The organism is Stenotrophomonas nitritireducens, from assembly GCF_001431425.1.
Lineage (GTDB): Bacteria > Pseudomonadota > Gammaproteobacteria > Xanthomonadales > Xanthomonadaceae > Stenotrophomonas > Stenotrophomonas nitritireducens.
Genome location: NZ_LDJG01000005.1, coordinates 42,061 through 63,365, shown reverse-complemented (window position 1 = coordinate 63,365; position 21,305 = coordinate 42,061). Strand labels below are relative to the sequence as shown.

At 68.0% G+C, this 21,305-nt stretch carries 21 protein-coding genes; 11 read left to right on the top strand and 10 right to left on the bottom strand.

All coding sequences use genetic code 11. The annotated features are described in order from the left end of the window. The first annotated feature begins 104 nt into the window (after positions 1-104). From ABB22_RS04060 to ABB22_RS04020, 9 genes are all read left to right on the top strand, one after another. Positions 105-470: a hypothetical protein gene (locus ABB22_RS04060; protein WP_200911390.1), complete on the top strand. Its 366-nt coding sequence runs from the start codon at positions 105-107 to the stop codon at positions 468-470. 26 nt (positions 471-496) lie between these two features. Further along, positions 497-1,294: a F0F1 ATP synthase subunit A gene (gene atpB, locus ABB22_RS04055; RefSeq protein ID WP_055770529.1), complete on the top strand. Its 798-nt coding sequence runs from the start codon at positions 497-499 to the stop codon at positions 1,292-1,294. A 74-nt stretch (positions 1,295-1,368) separates the two neighbouring features. Then, positions 1,369-1,671 carry a F0F1 ATP synthase subunit C gene (atpE, locus tag ABB22_RS04050; RefSeq protein WP_054660225.1) on the top strand — a complete coding sequence of 101 codons (303 nt, stop codon included), beginning with the start codon at positions 1,369-1,371 and terminating at the stop codon, positions 1,669-1,671. Between the two features lie 118 nt (positions 1,672-1,789). Beyond that, positions 1,790-2,260, top strand: coding sequence for a F0F1 ATP synthase subunit B (locus ABB22_RS04045; RefSeq protein ID WP_055770526.1), 471 nt, complete (start codon positions 1,790-1,792; stop codon positions 2,258-2,260). A 3-nt stretch (positions 2,261-2,263) separates the two neighbouring features. Continuing rightward, a complete protein-coding gene (locus ABB22_RS04040; RefSeq protein ID WP_055770523.1) occupies positions 2,264-2,791 on the top strand; it encodes a F0F1 ATP synthase subunit delta in 528 nt (175 codons plus the stop codon). Positions 2,792-2,835: 44 nt separating this feature from the next. Further along, a complete protein-coding gene (gene atpA / locus ABB22_RS04035) occupies positions 2,836-4,383 on the top strand; it encodes a F0F1 ATP synthase subunit alpha (protein ID WP_055770521.1) in 1,548 nt (515 codons plus the stop codon). Positions 4,384-4,461: 78 nt separating this feature from the next. Next, on the top strand, positions 4,462-5,325 hold the full coding sequence (atpG, locus tag ABB22_RS04030) for a F0F1 ATP synthase subunit gamma (RefSeq protein ID WP_055770518.1): 864 nt from the start codon (positions 4,462-4,464) through the stop codon (positions 5,323-5,325). 37 nt (positions 5,326-5,362) lie between these two features. Continuing rightward, a complete protein-coding gene (gene atpD, locus ABB22_RS04025) occupies positions 5,363-6,769 on the top strand; it encodes a F0F1 ATP synthase subunit beta (protein ID WP_055770515.1) in 1,407 nt (468 codons plus the stop codon). A gap of 83 nt (positions 6,770-6,852) precedes the next feature. After that, positions 6,853-7,275 carry a F0F1 ATP synthase subunit epsilon gene (locus ABB22_RS04020; protein ID WP_055770512.1) on the top strand — a complete coding sequence of 141 codons (423 nt, stop codon included), beginning with the start codon at positions 6,853-6,855 and terminating at the stop codon, positions 7,273-7,275. Positions 7,276-7,485: 210 nt separating this feature from the next. On the opposite strand, the gene ABB22_RS04015 is transcribed toward ABB22_RS04020, so the two are convergent. Further along, on the bottom strand, positions 7,486-7,869 hold the full coding sequence (locus tag ABB22_RS04015; protein ID WP_055770507.1) for a GtrA family protein: 384 nt from the start codon (positions 7,867-7,869) through the stop codon (positions 7,486-7,488). A gap of 278 nt (positions 7,870-8,147) precedes the next feature. Between ABB22_RS04015 and glmU the strand changes: the two genes are divergently transcribed. Further along, entirely contained in the window at positions 8,148-9,515 is a 1,368-nt protein-coding gene (gene glmU / locus ABB22_RS04010) for a bifunctional UDP-N-acetylglucosamine diphosphorylase/glucosamine-1-phosphate N-acetyltransferase GlmU (RefSeq protein WP_055770505.1), read from the top strand. Between the two features lie 24 nt (positions 9,516-9,539). After that, on the top strand, positions 9,540-10,019 hold the full coding sequence (locus ABB22_RS04005; protein WP_055770502.1) for a hypothetical protein: 480 nt from the start codon (positions 9,540-9,542) through the stop codon (positions 10,017-10,019). 55 nt (positions 10,020-10,074) lie between these two features. Here ABB22_RS04005 and ABB22_RS04000 read toward each other — a convergent pair whose 3' ends face one another. The 9 genes from ABB22_RS04000 to ABB22_RS03960 all read right to left on the bottom strand — a co-directional run bounded on the left by ABB22_RS04000 (position 10,075) and on the right by ABB22_RS03960 (position 21,302). After that, positions 10,075-11,421 (bottom strand): sensor histidine kinase, encoded by a 1,347-nt coding sequence (locus ABB22_RS04000; protein ID WP_082443693.1) that lies wholly within the window; start codon positions 11,419-11,421, stop codon positions 10,075-10,077. Between the two features lie 10 nt (positions 11,422-11,431). Then, positions 11,432-12,772, bottom strand: a complete 1,341-nt coding sequence (locus tag ABB22_RS03995; RefSeq protein WP_055770496.1) for a sigma-54-dependent transcriptional regulator — start codon at positions 12,770-12,772, stop codon at positions 11,432-11,434. A gap of 112 nt (positions 12,773-12,884) precedes the next feature. Beyond that, positions 12,885-14,153 (bottom strand): ABC transporter permease, encoded by a 1,269-nt coding sequence (locus tag ABB22_RS03990; protein ID WP_055771009.1) that lies wholly within the window; start codon positions 14,151-14,153, stop codon positions 12,885-12,887. A gap of 12 nt (positions 14,154-14,165) precedes the next feature. Further along, positions 14,166-15,497 carry an ABC transporter permease gene (locus tag ABB22_RS03985; protein ID WP_055770493.1) on the bottom strand — a complete coding sequence of 444 codons (1,332 nt, stop codon included), beginning with the start codon at positions 15,495-15,497 and terminating at the stop codon, positions 14,166-14,168. Next, the gene (locus ABB22_RS03980; protein ID WP_055770491.1) at positions 15,494-15,976 is read right to left on the bottom strand and encodes a nuclear transport factor 2 family protein; all 483 of its coding nucleotides are present in this window, start codon (positions 15,974-15,976) and stop codon (positions 15,494-15,496) included. Before ABB22_RS03980 ends, ABB22_RS03985 begins: the two co-directional genes overlap by 4 nt. A gap of 18 nt (positions 15,977-15,994) precedes the next feature. Continuing rightward, on the bottom strand, positions 15,995-17,212 hold the full coding sequence (locus ABB22_RS03975) for an ABC transporter permease (RefSeq protein ID WP_055770489.1): 1,218 nt from the start codon (positions 17,210-17,212) through the stop codon (positions 15,995-15,997). A 13-nt stretch (positions 17,213-17,225) separates the two neighbouring features. Further along, entirely contained in the window at positions 17,226-18,539 is a 1,314-nt protein-coding gene (locus tag ABB22_RS03970) for an ABC transporter permease (RefSeq protein WP_055770486.1), read from the bottom strand. A 141-nt stretch (positions 18,540-18,680) separates the two neighbouring features. Next, positions 18,681-19,904: an ABC transporter permease gene (locus ABB22_RS03965; RefSeq protein WP_055770483.1), complete on the bottom strand. Its 1,224-nt coding sequence runs from the start codon at positions 19,902-19,904 to the stop codon at positions 18,681-18,683. A gap of 93 nt (positions 19,905-19,997) precedes the next feature. Next, positions 19,998-21,302, bottom strand: a complete 1,305-nt coding sequence (locus ABB22_RS03960; protein ID WP_055770480.1) for an ABC transporter permease — start codon at positions 21,300-21,302, stop codon at positions 19,998-20,000. Between the last annotated feature and the right edge of the window lie 3 nt (positions 21,303-21,305).

The following is a 21,305-nucleotide window of genomic DNA, read 5'->3' as shown; positions in this document are numbered from 1 at the left end:
TGGCGGTTGTCTCGCAAAATGTCCCCCTGCTATAATTTGGCGGCTCGATGAGGCGCTTCCGGCGCCGCCCAGATCTCCTTGTTCCATGAAGCAGGACATTCCACGTGCTGAACTCCGTTGATGCGGGTCGGCGGCTGATGCTGCGTGCCGCGGTCTACCCGCTGGCCGCAGTGGTTGTCCTGGCTCTGGCCTTCCTGCTGGTGGGGCCGAAGTACGCCCTTGGCGCGCTGGTCTCCGGCGTGACGGTGGTGGCGGGGACGGTCCTGGCGGCATGGGTGGGGCTCGGCGGCGGCGTACAGGCCGCCGGTTCGGCGATGATCCGCATGTTCCTGGGGTTCGCGCTGAAGATCGTGTTGATTGTCGCCGTGCTGGCAATGGCGTTTGTCTGGTGGCGGCTTCCTCCCTTGGCGCTGCTGGCGGCGATTCCAGTGGCGCTGATGTTCCAGGTTCTGGCTCTGGCCAGGCGTTGATCGAATTCAAAAAAGGTTCCGGACTCATGGCGGGCGAGGCTCTAACCCCTACCACCTATATCCAGCATCACCTGCAGAACCTGACCGCCAAGGTCGGGGATGGCGGCGGATTCTGGACCATCCACGTCGATACCATCGTCACCGCGGTGCTGATGGGCCTGCTGATGGTGTTCGCCTTCTGGATGGCGACCCGCAAGGCCACCGCCGGCGTGCCTGGCAAGTGGCAGGCCTTCGTCGAGATCTGCCTGGAGTTCGTCGACCGCCAGGCCAAGGACACCTACCACGGCAAGAGCAAGCTGGTGACGCCGATCGCGATCACCATCTTCTTCTGGATCCTGTTGATGAACCTCATCAAGATGATCCCGGCCGATTTCATCGCCAAGCCGCTGGAATGGATGGGCGTCCATTACTGGAAGCCGGTGCCGACCGCCGACGTCAATGCCACCCTGGGCATGTCGATCAGCGTGTTCTTCCTGATGATCTTCTTCTCGCTCAAGTCCAAGGGCCTGGTCGGCTTCGTCAAGGAGTTCCTGACCGCTCCGTTCGGCAAGTGGATGATGCCGTTCAACCTGATCCTCAACATCGTCGAGTGGCTGAGCAAGCCGATCTCCCTGGCGATGCGACTGTTCGGCAACATGTTCGGCGGCGAGATCGTCTTCCTGCTGATCTGGGTGCTGGGCGGCGCCGGCTTGTTCGGTGCTGTTGCCGGTGGCGTGTTCGGCCTGGGCTGGATGCTGTTCCACCTGCTGGTGATTCCGCTGCAGGCCTTCATTTTCATGATGCTGTCCATCGTGTACCTGAGCCTGTCGGAAGACAGCCACTAAGCTACAAGCTTCAACCAGTTCCAACCTTCATCCGTTTCATCACCCTTAGCTACCCATAGTTCTCGGAGAAAACCATGTACTTCGCCGTCCTGACCAATCTCGCCCAAGTTCAGAGCTCCACCGCCCTTGCCGTCGGCATCATGATCGGCCTGGCCGCGCTGGGCGCCGGTCTGGGTCTGGCCATCATGGCTGGTAAGTTCCTGGAATCGGCCGCCCGCCAGCCGGAGCTGATCCCGGTCCTGCAGGTCCGCATGTTCATCACCGCCGGCCTGATCGACGCCGCGTTCATCATCTCGGTCGCCGTCGGCCTGCTGCTGGCCTTCGCCAACCCGCTGGCCGCCACCCTGCTGGCCGAAGCCGCCAAGCTGGCGGGCTGATCCCGGTTGCAGCGAGATGACCGGGCGCCTTGTGCGCCCGGCCACGGATGAAGGTCTGGTCGCGCCGCTGCTGCGGTAGCGGCGCGATCACCCCGAAACCACTGATTGAGCCAAAACAATGGATATCGGTTTTACCCTCATTGCACAGGCCCTGGCGTTCGCCGCGCTGATCTGGATCATCGCGACCCTGATCTGGCCGCCGCTGCTGAAGGCCATCGAAGAGCGCCAGCAGAAGATCGCCGAAGGCCTGGCCGCTGCCGACCGCAGCCAGAAAGATCTGGCCCAGGCGGAGGTGAAGGTCAACGAGGCGCTGAAGGAAGCCCGTGGCAAGGCCAACGAGATCATCGACCAGGCCCACGCCCGCGCCAACCAGATCGTCGAAGCCGCCAAGAACGAAGCCATCGCCGAAGCCAACCGCCAGAAAGAACTGGCCCAGGCTGAAATCGACGCCGCCGCCAACCGCGCCCGCGAGGATCTGCGCAAGCAGGTGTCCGCCCTGGCCGTGACCGGCGCCGAGAAGCTGCTCAAGCGCGAAATCGACGCCAACGCCCACAAGGCGCTGCTCGACGAGCTGGCCGCGGAGATCTGATAGATGAGCCAGGCCCTCACGCTTGCCCGCCCCTATGCCCGCGCCGCGTTCGCGATTGCGCGCGAGGACGGCAAGTTCGCGCCGTGGTCGGAAGCGCTTGCGTTTTCCGCCCGCGTTGCCGCCGATCCGCGCGTGTCGGCCCTGCTGTCCAATCCGGAGCTGGCCCGCGGCGACGCCGTCACCCTGCTGGCCCCGGAAGCGGCGGGCGAAACCTACGGCCGCTTCCTGAACCTGCTGGCCGGGTCGCGCCGCCTGCAGCAGCTGCCGGAGATCGCCGGCCTGTTCGACCAGCTGCGCGCGGAAGCCGAAAACGTGGTCAAGGCCACGGTGACCTCGGCGTCCGAGCTGTCGGCCGACGAGCTGGAAAAGATCAAGGCCGCGCTGCGCAGGCGCTTCGGCCGCGACGTCGAGGTATCGACCGCGGTGGACGCTTCGCTGATCGGCGGCGCCGTGATCGACGCCGGCGACGTGGTCATCGACGGTTCGCTCAAGGGCAAGCTGTCGCGCCTGCAGACCGCGCTCGCACACTGAATTCACTTATCGTCCGGCTTGATCGCCGGCACTAGGACTTGACGATGGCTACCACGCTCAACCCCTCCGAAATCAGCGAACTGATCAAGAACCGCATCGAGAAGGTCGCCCTGTCCGCGGAATCGCGCAACGAAGGCACCGTGACCTCGGTGTCCGACGGCATCGTGCGCATCTACGGCCTGGCCGACGTGATGCAGGGCGAAATGATCGAACTGCCGAACAACACCTATGCGCTGGCGCTGAACCTGGAGCGCGACTCCGTCGGCGCCGTGGTGCTGGGCGACTACGAGCACCTGCGCGAAGGCGACGTGGCCAAGACCACCGGCCAGATCCTGTCCGTGCCGGTCGGCCCGGAAATGCTCGGCCGCGTGGTGAACGCGCTGGGCGAGCCGATCGACGGCAAGGGCCCGCTGGGCACCTCGCTGACCGCTCCGGTCGAGCGCGTCGCCCCGGGCGTGATCTGGCGCAAGTCCGTCGACCAGCCGGTGCAGACCGGTTACAAGTCGGTCGACTCGATGATTCCGATCGGCCGCGGCCAGCGCGAGCTGATCATCGGCGACCGCCAGACCGGCAAGACCGCGATGGCCATCGACGCGGTGATCAACCAGAAGGGCACCGGCATCAAGTGCGTGTACGTGGCGATCGGCCAGAAGGCCTCGACCGTTGCCAACATCGTGCGCAAGCTGGAAGAGAACGGCGCCCTGGCCCACACCGTGGTCGTGGCCGCCACCGCCTCCGAGTCGGCCGCGATGCAGTACATCAGCGCCTACTCCGGCTGCACCATGGGCGAGTACTTCATGGATCGCGGCGAAGACGCCCTGATCGTGTACGACGACCTGTCCAAGCAGGCCGTGGCCTACCGCCAGATCTCGCTGCTGCTCAAGCGCCCGCCGGGCCGCGAAGCCTACCCGGGCGACGTGTTCTACCTGCACTCGCGCCTGCTGGAACGCGCCGCCCGAGTGTCCGAGGAGTACGTCGAGAAGTTCACCGAAGGCAAGGTCACCGGCAAGACCGGTTCGCTGACCGCGCTGCCGATCATCGAGACCCAGGCCGGCGACGTGTCCGCATTCGTCCCGACCAACGTGATCTCGATCACCGACGGCCAGATCTTCCTGGAAACCGACCTGTTCAACGCCGGCATCCGCCCGGCCGTGAACGCCGGCATCTCGGTGTCGCGCGTCGGTGGTTCGGCCCAGACCAAGATCATCAAGAAGCTGTCCGGCGGCATCCGCATCTCGCTGGCCCAGTACCGCGAGCTGGCTGCGTTCGCGCAGTTCGCCTCGGACCTGGACGAAGCCACCCGCAAGCAGCTGGAGCGCGGCCAGCGCGTCACCGAGCTGATGAAGCAGAAGCAGTACGCGCCGATGTCCATCGCCGACCAGGCGCTGTCGATCTACGCCGTCAACGAGGGTTACCTGGACGACGTGCCGGTCAGCAAGCTGCTGGCGTTCGAAGAGGGCCTGCACGCCCACTTCGCCAACACCGCCGGCGAGCTGACCGCCAAGGTCAACGCCACCGGTGCCTGGAACGACGAGATCGAAGCCGCCTTCAAGAAGGGCATCTCCGAGTTCAAGACCACCGGCAGCTGGTAAGCCGCATGTAGAGCGGGGCGCTCGCCCCGCTTCACTGTGACAAAGCGGGGGTCGGCCCCCGCGCTACGGGAATTAGAGATGGCAAGCGGACGCGAAATCAAAACCAAGATCAAGAGCGTGCAGAACACCCGCAAGGTGACGCGCGCGCTCGAGATGGTCTCGGCCTCCAAGATCCGCAAGGCGCAGGATCGGATGAAGACCTCGCGTCCGTACGCGCAGGCGATGAAGCAGGTGATCGGCCACCTGGCCCAGGCCAGCACCGATTTCCAGCATCCGTTCCTGGTCGAGCGCGAGAACGTCAAGCGCGTGGGCTACATCGTGATCTCTTCCGATCGCGGCCTGGCCGGCGGCCTGAACAACAACCTGTTCCGCAAGGCCGTGGCTGAAATGCGCGGCTGGCAGGACAAGGGCGCCGAGATCGACATGGTGACCGTGGGCCAGAAGGCCAGCGTGTTCTTCCGCCGCGTCAACGTGAACATGGTCGGCAGCGTCACCCACATCGGCGACCAGCCGAAGCTGGAAACGCTGATCGGCGTGATCAAGGTCATGCTCGACGCCTTCACCGAAGGCAAGGTCGACCGCGTGTACCTGGTCTACAACCGCTTCATCAACACGATGACGCAGAAGGCATCCTTCGACCAGCTGCTGCCGTTGCCGGCCAGCGAGACGCAGGTCGCCTCGCACGACTGGGACTACCTGTACGAACCCGATGCCGCGACCGTGCTCGAGCACGTGATCACGCGCTACATCGAGTCGCTGGTCTACCAGGCCGTGCTGGAGAACGTTGCTTCCGAGCATGCGGCACGCATGGTGGCGATGAAGGCGGCAAGCGACAACGCGAACAAGCTGATCGGAACCCTGCAGCTGGTCTACAACAAGGCCCGCCAGGCAGCGATCACCCAGGAAATCTCCGAAATCGTCGGCGGCGCGGCAGCAGTCTGACGCGCACAGTCAAAGCACACATTTAGAGGATGCAGCAATGAGTCAGGGCAAGATCGTTCAGATCATCGGCGCGGTCGTCGACGTCGAATTCCCGCGCAGCGACGTGCCGAAGGTGTACGACGCGCTGAAGGTCGAGAACACCGAAATCACGCTGGAAGTGCAGCAGCAGCTGGGCGACGGCATCGTCCGCGCCATCGCGCTGGGCTCCACCGACGGCCTGAAGCGTGGCCTGGTCGCCAACAACACCGGCCGCGCCATCTCGGTGCCGGTCGGCGCCGGCACCCTGGGCCGCATCATGGACGTGCTGGGCCGCCCGATCGACGAAGCCGGCCCGGTCGCCGCTTCGGACTCGTGGGAAATCCACCGCGCCGCCCCGTCGTACGAAGACCAGTCCTCCTCGACCGAGCTGCTGGAAACCGGCATCAAGGTGATCGACCTGATGTGCCCGTTCGCCAAGGGCGGCAAGGTCGGCCTGTTCGGCGGCGCCGGCGTCGGCAAGACCGTCAACATGATGGAGCTGATCAACAACATCGCCAAGGCGCACAGCGGCCTGTCCGTGTTCGCCGGCGTGGGCGAGCGTACCCGCGAGGGCAACGACTTCTACCACGAGATGAAGGACTCCAACGTCCTCGACAAGGTGGCGATGGTGTACGGCCAGATGAACGAGCCGCCGGGCAACCGCCTGCGCGTCGCCCTGACCGGCCTGACCATGGCCGAGTACTTCCGCGACGAGAAGGACGCCAGCGGCAAGGGCAAGGACGTGCTGCTGTTCGTCGACAACATCTACCGCTACACCCTGGCCGGTACCGAAGTGTCGGCGCTGCTGGGCCGCATGCCGTCGGCGGTGGGTTACCAGCCGACCCTGGCCGAGGAAATGGGCGTCCTGCAGGAACGCATCACCTCGACCAGGACCGGTTCGATCACCTCGATCCAGGCCGTGTACGTGCCCGCGGACGACCTGACCGACCCGTCGCCGGCCACCACCTTCGCCCACCTGGATTCGACCGTGACCCTGTCGCGTTCGATCGCCTCGCTGGGCATCTACCCGGCGGTGGACCCGCTGGACTCGACCTCGCGCCAGATGGACCCGCAGGTCATCGGCTCGGAGCACTACGACACCGCCCAGCGCGTCCAGCAGACCCTGCAGAAGTACAAGGAACTGAAGGACATCATCGCCATCCTGGGCATGGACGAGCTGTCCGAGGAAGACAAGCAGGCCGTGTCGCGCGCGCGCAAGATCGAGCGCTTCTTCAGCCAGCCGTTCCACGTGGCCGAAGTGTTCACCGGCTCGCCGGGCAAGTACGTGCCGCTGAAGGAAACCATCCGCGGCTTCAAGGGCATCGTCGAGGGCGAGTACGACCACCTGCCGGAGCAGGCGTTCTACATGGTCGGCGGCATCGAAGAAGCGGTCGAGAAGGCCAAGAAGATGGCCGAAAAGGCCTAATTCCGGCGTAAGGCGGAGTCCGCTCCGCCTCCGCGGCATCCTGCGGTGGGCGCAGGCCCACCCAACCAGGCGAAGAGAGTTCCATGAGCACCATCCGTTGCGACATCGTCAGTGCCGAGCAGCAGATCTTCAGCGGCGAAGCGACCCTGGTCGTGGCCACCGGTGAGCTGGGCGAGCTGGGCATCGCGCCCAAGCACGCGCCGCTGATCACCCGCCTGAAGCCGGGCAAGGTCGTGGTCACCACCGCCACGGGCGAGCACCTGGATTTCGCCATCTCCGGCGGCATCCTGGAAGTGCAGCCGCAGGTCGTGACCGTGCTGGCCGACACCGCCATCCGCGCCACCGACATCGATGAAGCGGCGGTGCGCAAGGCCAAGGAAGAAGCCGAGCGCGTGCTGGCCAACCGTGGCGAAGCCATGGAACTGGCCGAGGCGCAGCAGCGCCTGGCCGAGGTCACCGCGCAGCTGCAGGCGCTGGAGCGCCTGCGCCGCAACCTCAAGCACTGAGCGCGGAACTGCGGAAGAACAGGAACGCCGGGCTTGCCCGGCGTTTTTTGTTGGGCGGCATTCCTCCGTGCATCCGGCCGCAGGAGCGCGCTTCAGTGCGCGGTGGGGCTGCGATGCGGGCACTCGCGCGACAGCTTGCCTGTCCTTGCGCGGGTGCACGGGGAAAGCTCCATCGCGCGGTGAGGCGCGCCCCTGCAGAAGCGTTCCGGCTCAGCGGTAGACCACGTGCCGCAGCAGGAAGAAATTCAGCACCGCCAGGCCACCTTCCACCAGTGGTTTGGCCAGCCAGGCCATCTGCAGGCCCAGCGTCTGCGCGGCCCAGGCCAGCAGCCCGCTGCTGAGCGCGGTCATCAGCAACCACAGGGCGAGGAAACGCGCGAAGCGCTTCCATCCATGGCGGCGCCCGTCCTCGCGCGGGAAGGTGTAGCGGCCGTTGAGCCAGAACCCCAGCAGCGCGCCGCTGCTGCGCCCGAGCAGGTTGCCGGGCACGGGCGGCAGGCCGGCGGCCGTGGCTGCCACGAACACCAGCCAGTCCAGCAGCAACTGCATCAGGCCGGCGGCGATGTAGCGGCCACCTTGTCGCAACAGGGTCATGGCGATGGGAGCAGGCGGTGGAAGCCGCCCATGCTACCGATTGCCGGCGCATGCGTATCCATGCGCCGGCGGCAGCGGGGCTGAAATGCGGCACGCCGCCGGCCGGTGCCGCCATGTCGCGGGAGTGCGATGGTCGCCACGGAGGGCCTTCGCGCCCCATTCCCCGGCACGGCCATCGCCTGGACCGGCCTGCATCCGCCCGGCATCGGCAGGTGCCGCGCTCGACGGCTTGCCGGCGCGTTCTTAGAATCCGGGCATCGATCCACGGAACTCCCCCGATGAGCCAACCGCTGCATGTCATCATCCTTGCCGCCGGCGCGGGCAAGCGCATGAAGTCGCTCCTGCCCAAAGTGCTGCAACCGGTGGCGGGGCGGCCGATGCTGGCGCATGTGATCGAGACCGCGCGGCAACTGCAGCCGGCCGGCATCCACGTGGTGCATGGCCACGGCGGCGAGGCGGTGCGTGCCGCCTTTCCCGGACAGGACGACCTGGTCTGGGCCGAGCAGCTGCAGCAGCTGGGCACCGGTCATGCCGTGCTGCAGGCGATGCCGGCGGTGCCGGATACCGCGCAGGTGCTGGTGCTGTACGGCGACGTGCCGCTGATCCGCGCCGATACGCTGCGTGCGCTGCTGCACGACGCACCGCGGCTGGCGGTGCTGGTGGCCGAACTCGACGACCCCACCGGCTACGGCCGCATCGTGCGCGATGCCGAGGGCAAGGTCGCGGCCATCGTCGAGCAGAAGGACGCCGACGATGAGCAGAAGCGCATCCGCACGGTGAACACCGGCATCATCACCGCCGAGTCGACCGCGCTGCGGCGCTGGCTGTCCGGCCTGTCCAATGCCAACGCGCAGGGCGAGTACTACCTGACCGACGTGTTCGCCGCGGCTGCGGCCGAGTACACGCCGGCCGCACTGGTGCACGTGGCCGATCCGCAGGAAGCCGAAGGCGCCAACGATCCGTGGCAGCTGGCGCAGCTGGAGCGTGCCTGGCAGCTGCGCGCGGCGCGTGCGCTGTGCGAGCAGGGCGTGCGCCTGCTCGATCCGGCGCGCCTGGACCAGCGCGGCACGGTCAAGGCCGGGCGCGACGTGCAGATCGACGCCAACGTGGTGCTTGAAGGCGAAGTCGAACTGGGCGACGGCGTCGTCGTCGGCGCCTTCGTGCGGCTGAAGGACGTCCGGCTTGGCGCAGGCACCGAAGTGCGCCCGCACTGCGACCTGGAGGGCGTGGTCAGCGAAGGCGCGGCGCAGATCGGTCCGTTCGCGCGGCTGCGCCCCGGCACCGTGCTGGCCGATGGCGTGCACGTGGGCAACTTCGTCGAGACCAAGAAGGCGACGCTGGGCAAGGGCAGCAAGGCCAACCATCTCACCTACCTGGGCGATGCGGTGATCGGCAGCGGCACCAACATCGGCGCCGGCACCATCACCTGCAACTACGACGGCGTGAACAAGTTCCAGACCACCATCGGCGACCGCGTGTTCGTCGGTTCAAACAGCTCGTTGGTGGCGCCGGTGACACTGGGCGACGGCGCCACCATCGGCGCCGGTTCGGTGGTCACCCGGGATGCGCCGGAAGAGCGGCTGACGGTGGCGCGCAGCCGCCAGCAGACCATCGAAGGCTGGAAGCGCCCGCAGAAGAAATCCTGATCAACCCAGCCGGGACAATGGCGTATGGATGGCTTTGAACAGCAACTTGCGGCATGCAGTGCGTTCTTCATCGCTACCGCGCAGATCGGCGGTGGCCTGCTCGGCCTGGTGTTCGTGGCGATGACCTTCGACCGCGACCGGCGCGGACTGGGCAGGGATGGCGCGATGCATGCGCTGGCCCAGCAGGTGTACCTGGATTTCCTCGGCGTGCTGGTGTGCTCGCTGCTGCTGATCGTGCCGGTGCTTGGGCGGATCAATCACGGCCTGCTGCTGCTCGCGGTGGGCGGGGTGCTGGTGATCCGCACCGTGCGCGGCATGGCCGCGCTGCGCCGCGAGCTGCGGTCGCGGCCGCTGCTGCTGCAGCGCTTCGGCCTGTCGATCATGGGCCAGCTGTTCTTCCTGGCCGCCGGCGTGCTGCTGGTGCTGCCGCGCGTGGCGGAGGCCTTCGTGCTGGCGATGTGCGCGGCGCTGGCGCTGCTGGTGGCGGGCAGCCGCAGCGCGTAGCTGCTGGTGGCGACGGACGGGGCCGGGCCGCGGGCCTGAGCCGCGTCAGGCTGGATCAGGCGCCCGCCGGCAGCAGGATGGTCACGCACAGGCCGCCATCGTTGCGGTTCTGCAGCGAGATGCGGCCGTCGTGCGCTTCGACGATCTCACGGGTCAGCGCCAGGCCCAGGCCGGTGCCGTTGCGCTTGGTCGAATAGAACGGCATCAGTGCGTTCTGCAGCACCGCCTCGTTCATGCCGCTGCCGCGGTCCAGCACCTCGATGCGCAGCCAGTGCGGCAGCCGTGCCAGCCGCACCTCCACCGCGTCGTCGGTGACGCCGTTGTCGCTGCTGGCCTCGTGCGCGTTCTTGAGCAGGTTGAGCATCGCCTGCGAGAACTGGGCCGGGTCCAGGCGGCTGCACAGGTCTTCCGGCGGCGGCACCATGCGGAACGGGATCTGCTGCTGCAGTCCGCCGAGGAACGGCGCCCAGGCGATGGTCTGCAACTGCGGCTGCGGCAGCTTGGCGAAGCGCGCGTAGCCGCGGATGAAGCCTTCCAGGTGGCGCGCGCGCTCCTCGACCGTGCCGAAGATGTCCTCCAGGCGGTCGGTACGGCCGCGCCGCACCAGCTCCGCGCCGGAGTGCGCCAGCGAGGCGATCGGTGCCAGCGAGTTGTTGAGTTCGTGGCTGATGACGCGGATCACCTTCTTCCAGGTCTGCACTTCCTGGCGGCGCAGCTCGGCGGTCAGCAGGCGCAGCAGCAGCAGGTCGTGCGGGCGGCCGTTGAGATGGAAGCCGCGCCGCGACAGGTGGTAGATCTGTTCGTCGTCCTCGTCGCCGTCCGCCTCGCGTACCGCGAACAGGCTGTCGCCGCCGCGGGCGATGGCGTTGCGCAGCTCCACCGGCATGTTCTCCAGCAGCTCGTGCATGCGCTTGCCCTCCAGCTTCCAGCCGCCGTGCAGCAGCTTGCGCGCGGACAGGTTGGAGAACGCCACGCGCTGGACGCCATCGCCGCCATCGGCCAGCAGCAGCATCGCCACCGGCGTGTTCTGCACCATCGTGTCCAGCAGCAGTTCGCGCTGCACCAGCGACTGGCGCTGCTCGCGCAGCACGTCGCCAAGCTCGGCATGCGCCTTCACCAGCTGCGCCAGCTCGTCGTCGCCGCGCCAGTGCACGCCGAAGTTGTATTCGCCGTCGCGGTAGCTGCTGGTGATGCCGGCCAATGAGCGCAGCAGCGAGCGGATCGGCGCGGTGGCGCGGCGCAGGGTCCACCACATCAGCGCCAGCAGCAGGGCCGTGGAGACCAGGGTGACCACCCAGCCGCGATCCATCCAGTAGGCCAGCAACCACGGCAGGGCCGCGGCCAGTCCCAGCACCGGCAGCAGGCGCAGGAACAGGCGGAAGGTGAAGGAGCGCGTTCTCAACATGGCCGTTTCATTCGCGCGGGATGCCGTGGCGGTCCATGCGCCGGTACAGCGCCTGCCGGCTCAGGCCGAGGTCGGCGGCGGCCTGGGCGATGACGCCGCCGGCGCGCTCCAGCGCGCCGACGATGCGCGCGCGGTCCGGCTCGTCCGCCGGCGCGGTCGGGCGCAGCGGCGCGCGCGGCAGGTTGAGGTCGGGCGCTTCGATCCGGGGCCCCTGCGCGAGCAGGCTGGCGCGCTGGATCACGTTGCGCAGTTCGCGCACGTTGCCGGGCCAGGTGTGCCGCTGCAGCGCCTGCACGGCCTGCGGCGACAGCGCCTTGCCCTCGTCGCCGAGGAAATGGCGCGCCAGCGGCAGGATGTCCTCGCGCCGCTCGCCCAGCGCCGGCAGCGCCAGCTCCACGGTGTTGAGGCGGTAATAGAGGTCTTCGCGGAAGCTGCCGTCGCGGATCATCGCCGGCAGGTCGGCGTTGGTGGCGCTGACCACGCGCACCTTCACCTGGCGCTCGCGGTTGGAACCCAGGCGCTCGAAGCGGCCGGTCTCCAGCACGCGCAGCAGTTTCATCTGCCCGGTCAGCGACAGGTTGCCGATCTCGTCCAGGAACAGGGTGCCGCCGTCGGCAGCCTCGAACTTGCCCTCGCGCGCCTTGTTGGCGCCGGTATAGGCGCCGGCTTCGGCACCGAACAGTTCGGCCTCGATCAGCTCGGCGGGGATCGCGCCGCAGTTGAGCGCGACGAACGGGCCGCCGCGCTTGCCGGAGTTGGCCTGGATGATCTCGGCGATCTTCTCCTTGCCGGCGCCGTTGGGGCCGGTGATCAGCACCGGCAGGTCGGAGCGGGCGACTTGGCACGCCAGGCTGATGACGCGCTCGCTGGCCGGGTCGGCGAACACCACGCCGGCCAGGTCGTAGCGCTCGTGCAGGCTCTGCCGCTGTTTCAGCTCGCGCTGGCGGCGGCGGCTCAGTTCGCGGCGGGTCTCGGCCAGCTCCAGCAGGTTGTTGACCGTGGTCAGCAGGCGCCCGTCGTCCCACGGCTTGGCCAGGTAGTCGGCGGCGCCGGCCTTGACCAGTTCCACCGCGCTGTCCAGATGGGTCCAGGCGGTGAGCAGGATCACCGGCAGGTCCGGCCAGCTGTCGCGGATCTGCCGGAACAGCACCTGCCCTTCCTCGCCGGAGGTGGTATCGGCGGTGAAGTTCATGTCCTGGATCACCAGGTCGAACTCCTGCTCGGCGAGCATCGCCAGCCCCTGCTCGGGCGAGCACGCATGCCGCGTCTCGATGTCGTGCAGCGAGAACAGCACGTCCAGCGCGGTGGCCACGGCGGCGTTGTCGTCGATGATCAGTATCTGCGGCATCACGGTTGGGGCAGGCGGGAGGAAAAGGGAAGCGCAGACCTTACACGCTGCGCACCGCATCCGCAGGTGGCGGCTGCGGCTTCGAAAGGCGTCTGGCGGGCGTTGGCCGGCATCATGCGCCGCGCGTTGCCATGGCCGGTGAAATCGACGCCGCGCGACGGGCCGGGCCGGACACCGCGCACTGGCCGGTGAGCAGCAGCACCGCCGCACCGATCGGCAGCCAGTGCAGCGGCAGCCGCGGCAGTTCGTGGTAGTGCATCAGCAACTGATTGATCGCCAGCGCCAGCGGCAGGCCCAGCGCCAGCCCGGCGCAGCCCAGCAGCAGGTTTTCCCAGCGGAAATGGCCCAGGATCTGCCGCCGGGTAGCGCCCAGCGCGCGGCGGATGCCGATCTGCCGGGTACGTTGCTCGATCCAGTAGCCGCTGAGGCTGGCGATGCCGATCACGGTGATCAGGGTGACCACCACGCAGACGGTGCCGAGCAGCCAGACGGCCGCGCGCCGTTGCGTGAATGCGTCGCGCCGCTGGCTTTCGTAATCGATGACGACCGGCGGCACGCCGCGCATCAGGCGGCCGCCGAACTGGCGTTCCAGCAGCGCGGGGATGGCCTTGGCCACTTCGTCCCGGCGCAGGGGATCGGTGCGCACCACGTAGGACATGACCGGCAGGTTGTCGAACCTGCGCGCCGGGTAGAGCATCGAATACTCGGCCTGGCCGTCGTCCAGTTCGCCGAGCTGGTAGCGCAGCAGATGGCGGACGGTACCGACTACCACGTAGTAGCTGTCGTCGTCGGGGCCTTCGTCGCCGCCCAGCCGGCCACCGAGCGCGCCGCCATCGGGGAACAGGTGCCGGGCCAGGGCTTCGGTGATCACCACCGGCACGATGTTGCCGCGGTTGCCATCGCCGAACAGGGCGCCGGTGGCGGCGTACTCGTCGTCGCTGAAATCCCGGCCCTGCACGATCTCCAGGCCCAGCGCCTGCACCAGTCCGTCGCCGGCATAGCCGGTGGCGGCCACCGCGACGCCGGCCGGGCTTTTCACCGGCAGTTCGAAGGTCATCACCTGGCGCATCGGCACGCCGGTGGTCGGCGCGACCGCGCGCACGCCGGGAAGCGCGCGCAGGGCTTCCCGGGTGGCCTGCACCTCGGCGGTGCTCCAGCGGCCCTTGCCCAGGATCAGCTGGTCCACCAGCAGCACTTCGTCGCGGACGATGCCGTCGTCGACCAGCAGCGGCGCCAGTTGCCTTTGCAGCAGGAACAGGGCGTTGGTCAGGATGGCGCAGGCCAGGGCGATCTGGGCGATGACCAGCAGCGGCATCAGCCGATGGCGGCGCAGCCCCGAGATGATCGGGCCGATGGCGGGTAAGGTGAAAGCGGTTCCCATGGTCATTCCCCGTCAGAGGCTCTTCACCTGCAGCGCCGGCTCGATGCGTGTCGCCCGCCAGGCCGGCAGCACGCCCACCAGCAGGCCGACCAGCATCGCCAGTGCGAGCAGGGCGAGGAACAGCAGCGGATTCAGGTGCGCCAGTTCGGTATAGCCACGGTCCTGCAGGCGCACCACCCACAGCCCGAACAGGGTCAGCGGCAACGCCAGCAGGCCGCCGGCCAGGCCGGCGATGCCGGCTTCGGTCAGGCATTGCAGGACGATGTCGCGGCGCGACGCGCCCAGCACGCGGCGTACCCCCAGTTCCGTGCCGCGACGCAGGAAGCGCGCCGCCAGCAGCCCGGCGACGTTGACCATGCACAGGCCGAGCAGGCCTGCCGCCAGCCACAGGTTCAGGTGCACGCTGGCCGGCACTGCGCGGTTGGCGGCCAGCCATTGCCGCACGCTGTACAGCCGCGACTGCGGGGGACGCACGAAGACGCCCTCGGCATGGCGCTGGCGGGTGTAACCGTCGAGCTGGTCGTTGAACGAGCGCACGGATTCGGGCGTGGTCAGCTCGGCCCACAGCTGCAGGAAGCGGCAGGCGCCGACGTCGAGTTCGTTGAAGCGGAACCCGCCATGCTTGCCGCGGTCGCAGTCCTGGCTGCTCGCCGGCGTCACGCCGGCATCCAGCGCGCTTTCCAGCGGCAGGTAGACGCGCACGGCGAACTGCTTGCCCCACGCGCTCTCGTTGCCCTGCAGCGCGTAGAAGTGCGGTTGCGGATTCCACCCGGCGCTGATGCCGATGACCTGGAACAACGTCCTGCCGATACGGACCCGCTGGCCGGTGCCATTGGCGGTGCCGAGCAGTTTCAGGCTGGTTTCGCGGTCGATGATCGCCACCGGGGCATGTTCGCGTTCCTCCTGCGCGGTCCAGTAGCGGCCGTGCTGCAGCGGTACCGCGAACATCGACGGCATCGGCCCGGTGGCGAGCAGCGCGCGCACCGAGGCCTGGGTGCTGCCGTCCTCGTTGTCGAGGGACAGCGAGGTCGGCACCAGCGCCGCCTGCCGCGCCTGCGGCATGGCAGCGGCAAGCGCCTTTACGTCGGCCAGCTTCAGCAGGCGCGGCGGCGTGCGGCTTTCGTCGTCGAGCTTGTCGCCGGCGTCGGGCGCCTGCCGCGAATCCACCCACGCCAGGTACAGGTTGCGGCTCTGGCCCGGCAGCGGATCGGCCGAGAGCATCGCCAGCAGGGTCAGCATGGTCATCGTCGCGGCCAGGCCCAGCGCCATCGTGAACACCGCCAGCAGCATCGTGCGCGGGTGCCGGCACAGTCCCTTCAAGCCCAGCTCCAGCGTGTAGTTCATGGCTGCACCGCCGGTGGATGGGCTGCGCGGTGGGCATAGCTCAGCACGCGGGTGATCGACCACTGGCCATCGTGCAGGCGCCAGAGCATGACGAAGTCGGCCAGCCCCTCGCACCTGCCGCTGGCGGTATCGCAGAAACGGTGGCTGCCCTGGGCGATGGCGCCGAAGTCCTTGACCGGGAATACCTGCAGGCTGCCGGCCACCCGTTCGCGGGTGTAGCGGCCGCAGGCGTGGCGGCGCGTGTTGTCCAGCATCGCCTCGCGGGTCCAGGTGACCCCGCCGGTGTCGTGGTAGAACTCGACCGCCGGGTCGAAGTAGCCGGCGTGCTTCTGCAGCTGCGCAGGGTCCTGGCACTGGTTGAAGCTGTCGAACACCGCATCGTCGAGCGCGGTGATGGTGGTGGCCAGGTCGTCGGCCGCCAGCACGGCGGCGGCGGGCGACATCAGCAGCAGGGGCAACAGGCGCAGCGTGGTCTTCATCAGGAGTTCCCGCGGATATCAGGCGCTGCGCGTGGCGACGGCCGGTGGAATGGAGGCGGCGCGGCGCGCGGGTCCAAGTACCGCGGCCTGGCCCAGCAGCCACAGCAGCAGCGCGCTGGCCGGAATGTAGACCAGCGGCAGGCGCGGCAGTTCGTACTGGCGCATCAGGGTCAGGTTCAAGGTATAGGCAAGCAGCACGCCGAGCACGATGCCGGTACTGGTGAGCACGAAATTCTCCGCCTGGAAATAGCGCAGGATCTGCGCGCGGGTGGCGCCGAGCGCGCGGCGGATGCCGATCTGGCGGGTACGCTGCTGCACCCAGAAACTGGCCAGGCCGACGATGCCGAAGGCGGTCACCGCCAGCAGCGCGACGCAGACGCTCACCAGCAGCCAGATCACCGCGCGGTCGCGGCTGTAGAAGTCGCGGCGCATTTCGCTCACCGTGCTCTGCGTGTCGATGATCCGGTTGGGATCGGTCCGGTTGAGCGCGGCCACGGCGGCCTTGAGCACTTCGCCGCGGCGTTCGGGATCGGTGCGCAGCACGTAGTCGCCGTTGGATGTCCACAGCGGGAAGATCATGGTGTGGAAGCTGTCCTCGAAGGTGCGGCCGCGCCCCGGCGCGATGAGCCGGTCGACCACGCCGACCACGCGGCTGGGCTTGTCGCCCCAGACGTAGATGTCCTGGCCGAGCGCGCTCCTGCCCGGGAACAACCGCGCCGCCAGCGAGCGGCTCAACAGGACGGAAGGCACCTGCGGCGTCGGTCCGGCCGCCTCCAGCGCATCCTGGCTCTGGTATTCGTCGGGATTGAAGCCGCGGCCCTCGGCGATGCGCAGACCCAGGGTGGGCAGCAGCCGGCCATCGTCCATGTAATTGGACGCGGTGACGATGGACTCGGCCTGGCCCGGGCGCAGGTTGATGCCCGAGGCCCAGACGTTGTCGCCGTAGGGCAGCTGGTTGACGCTGGTGACCGACCTGACCCCGGGCACGGCGGCCAGGGTGGCGGTGTCCTCGCGCCGCATCGCGTCGCGGTTGCGGTCCGGCTGCAGGCTGCTGACGCTGATGTAGACCAGTTCGTCCTCGGCGATGCCGCTGTCGCGGCGCATCTCCCCGGTACGGTGGCCGATCACGAAGATCGCATTGCAGATGATCGCGCAGCTCAGCGCGATCTCAAGCACGATCAACGCCGCGGCGGTCTTGTGCCGCATCAGGACGGAGAGGATGGGGCGGATTTCCATGGCGTTTCTCTCCTTACTGGCTCTTGAGCTGCAATGCCGGCGGCACCTGCATCGCCCGCCACGCCGGCAGCATGCCGGCCAGCAGGCTGGCCAGCAGGGCCAGTGCGAAGGTCATCAGCAGCGTGCCGATGTCCAGCTGCGCCAGGCGTGCGTAGTCGTCCGGCTGCTGGCGGATCAGCCACAGCCCCAGCGCGGCGAAGCCGAGGCCGAGCAGACCGCCGGCCAGGCCGATCGCGCCGGCCTCGGTCAGGCATTGCCGGAAGATGTCGCCGCGCGCGGCGCCGAGCGCGCGGCGCACGCCGATCTCGCCGCTGCGGCGCAGGAACTTGGCCAGCAGCAGGCCGACCGTGTTGAGCAGGCACACCAGCAGGAAGCCGAACGCCAGCCACATCTGCATGCGCACGTCGTTGGGCACCACCCGGTTGTAGTCGAGCCAGCCCATCACGTCGTCCAGGCGCACATTGGTCGGTCGCTCGAAGCGGCCGGCGGCGCGCTGCTGGTCCGAATAGTCGGCCAGGTACTTGTGGTAGTCGGCGGCCTTCTCTGGCGATTCCAGTTCCACCCAGTACTGCAGCCAGGTGCAGGGCGCATTGAGTCCGCGCGCGCCTTCCGGGTCGCCGTTGCTGTTGCCCCAGCAGTTCATGTTGCCCTGCGTGGGCAGGCGCATGTCGCGCGAGGTGGAGAACGGCAGGAACACCTGTTCGCCGCCGCCGAAGCGGCGGTTGCTCAGGTCGTAGAAACGCGGGTTGAGCTTCCACTCGTCCATCACCCCGATGACGCGCAGTACGCCCTGCGACACGTGGATCTCGCGTCCGATCGGATCGGCATCGCCGAACAGTTTTTCGGCCAGCTTGGCGCCGATTACCGCCACGCGCGCGCGCGACATGTCATCGTCCGCGCTCCACGCATGGCCGGCGCGCAGCGGCGCGTTGAACATGGCGAAGAAATCGGCCGAGGTGTAGCGCGACGCGGCGCGGAACGGCTGTGCGGCGGTACCCTCGGGCAGCACCGTCAGCGAGCCGGCGCTCATCATCGCCTGGCGCAGTCCGCGCTTCTGCCGCAGCAGTTCCTCGGAGTCGAAGCGGGTCATCTGCTCCATCGGCTCCGGGTCCACGCTGACATCGCGGCCGAGCGTGCGCGGTTCCAGCCGCGGATAGAACAGCCGCGTGCTCTTCTCCGGGATCGGGTCGCCGGACAGCACCTTGTACAGCGTGAGCGTGGTCATGGCCGCGCCGATGCCGATGCCGATCGTCACCACCATCAACGCGGTCAGTACCTTGTTGCGGCGGAAACTGCGCAGCGCGAGCTGCAGGTAGTAGCCGAGCATGAGGGCTCCAGGATTTCCTTTTCCCTTCGGGGGATGACCCCCGGGGGATTGCGGTGCGAAGTGATGGATGAGGGGACTGGCGCGATCCGGTGGTCTCCGGCCGCAGCCCCTCCCCCGTGGGGAGAGGGGCATTCGGCCGGCTCAGGTGCTGCGGGTGGCGACGGCCGGCGGGATCGCCGCGGCGCGGCGGGCCGGGCCGAACACCGCCATCTGCCCCAGCAACCACAGCGCGCCCGCGCCGACCGGCATGTACAGCAGCGGCAGGCGCGGCAGTTCGTAGCGTCCCATCAGCCACTGGTTCAGCAGGTAGGCCAGCAGCATGCCGATGACGATGCCGATCGTCGCCAGCAGGAAGTTCTCGGTCTGGAAATAACGCAGGATCTGGCCCCTGGTCGCGCCCAGCGCACGGCGGATGCCGATCTGCTTGGTGCGCTGCTGCACCCAGAAGCTGGCCAGGCCGACGATGCCCAGCGCGGTGACCAGCAACAGCAGGCCGCTGACGATCAGCAGCAGGCCGATCATGTCGCGATCGTTGGCGAAGTACCTGGCGCGGCCCTGCTCGTAGGTCTGCTTGCGCCAGACCAGGCGGTTGGGGTCGTTCTTGTCCAGCGCGGCCAGCGCCTGGTCGAGCACCTCGGCGCGGCGAGCCGGGTCGGTGACGCGGACCAGGTAGCGGCCGCCGTTGGAGAAGTTCATGCGGATCGGGAAGATCACCGAGAACGTGCGGTTGCCGCCCATCAGGTTCGGGCGCAGCAGGGTGTCGACCACGCCGACGATGGTCAGCTGGATGTTGGCCATGTACACGGTTTTGCCGACCGCGCCGCCGTCGGGGAACATCTTGTCGGCGGACGCCTTGCTCAGGATGATCGCCGAGCGCAGGCTGGCGACGTCTTCGATCGAACGCAGCTCGTCGTTGCTCTTGTACTCGTCGGCGTTGAAGTCGCGGCCGGCGATCAGCTTCAGGCCCATGGTGGCCAGCGCGCCCTCGTTGACCAGGTACTGGGTGGCGTTGAGGGTAGGCACTTCCTGCTCGGGAGTGAGCGAGAGCGAGGTGTTCCAGCTGCCGTTCTGGAACGGCAGCTGGTTGGTGATCGCCACGCGCTCCACGCCGGGGATGGCGCGCAGCGAGGCCAGGTCTTCGGCGGTGCGGGCGTCGGCGTCGGTCTGCTGGCCGATGCCGCTCAGGGCGATCTCGATCAGGCGGTCGTCGTCGATACCGCTGGCCAGGTTCAGGGTTTCCAGGCGCTGGGTGACGATGAACAGCGCGTTGCAGATGATGGCGCAGCTCAGCGCGATCTCCAGCACGATCAGGGCGGCAGCCATCTTGTGGCGCGCCAGCGTGGAGAGGATGGGGCGGATTTCCATGGGGTTCTCCGGGAGCGGAAAATAAAAAAACGAGGAGTGGGAAGTGAGAGGAGAGCCGGTCGCCTGCTCCCCACTCCTCCAGTTGTTCCAGCTTTATTGGCTCTTGAGCTGCAGCGCCGGCGTCACCTGCATCGCCCGCCATGCCGGCAGGATGCCCGCCAGCAGGCTGGCGGCGATGGCCAGGGCGAAGGTCAGCAGCAGCATCGAGCCGTCCAGGTGCGCCAGCGACGCGTACTCGGCCGGACGCTGCCGTACCGCCCACAACCCGCCCAGCGCGAACAGCAGGCCCAGCAGGCCGCCGGCCAGCCCCACCGTGCCGGCCTCGACCAGGCACTGCTTGAAGATCTCCATGCGGCTGGCGCCGAGCGCGCGGCGCACGCCGATCTCGCCGCTGCGGCGCAGGAACTTGGCCAGCAGCAGGCCGACCGTGTTGACCAGGCACACCAGCAGGAAACCGAAGGCCAGCCACATCTGCAGGCGCACGTCGCCGGGCACCACGCCGCGGAAGTCCATCCACTGCATCACGTTGCGCAGGCGGGTATTGGCCGGGCGCTCGAAACGGCCGGCGGCACGCTGCTGGTCGGAGTAGTTGTCCAGGTAGGTCTTGAACGTGGCGGCGTCGCCGGCCGAGTCCAGTTCCACCCAGTACTGGATCCAGGCGCAGGGTACGTTCAGCGCGGTGGCATCGTTGACGATCTCGCGGCCGAAGCAGTTCATGTTGCCGCTGCGGTCCAAGTCCAGGTCGCGCGAGGTGGAGAAGGGCAGGAACACCTCTTCCTTGCGGTCGAACTTGCCGACGAACACGTCGTAGAACAGCGGCTGCGGCGACCACGTATCGAGCACGCCGACGATGCGCAGCGGGTGGCCTTCGAACAGTACTTCGCGGCCGACGCTGTTCTCGCCCTTGAACAGCTTCTCGTTGAGGGTGCGGCCGATCACCGCCACCCGCGCGTGGCCGGTGTCCTCGGCACCGCTCCAGCCCTGTCCGTACAGGAACGGCGTGTCGAACATCGGGAAGAAATCGCCCGAGGTGAAGCGCGCGCCGACGCTGAACGGCTTGAGCGCGTCGACCCGCGGATCGACGATGCCGTCGCCGCCGGTCATCATCGCCTGCCGCGGCGCCTTCTTCTGCCGCAGCAGTTCCTCGGCATCGAAGCGGGTCAACTGCTGCTCCGGTTCCTCGCCGGGCTTGTAGCCGTCGCGGGTATAGGGATCGAGCTGGACGTAGAACAGGCGCTCGCTCTTGTGCGGGATGGGGTCGCCGGACAGCACCTTGAACACGGTCAGGGTGGTCATCGCCGCGCCGATGCCCAGCGCGATGGCCAGCACCATCAGCGCGGTGAGCACCTTGTTGCGGCGGAAGCTGCGCAGCGCGAGTTTGAAGTAGTAGGCGAACATGCT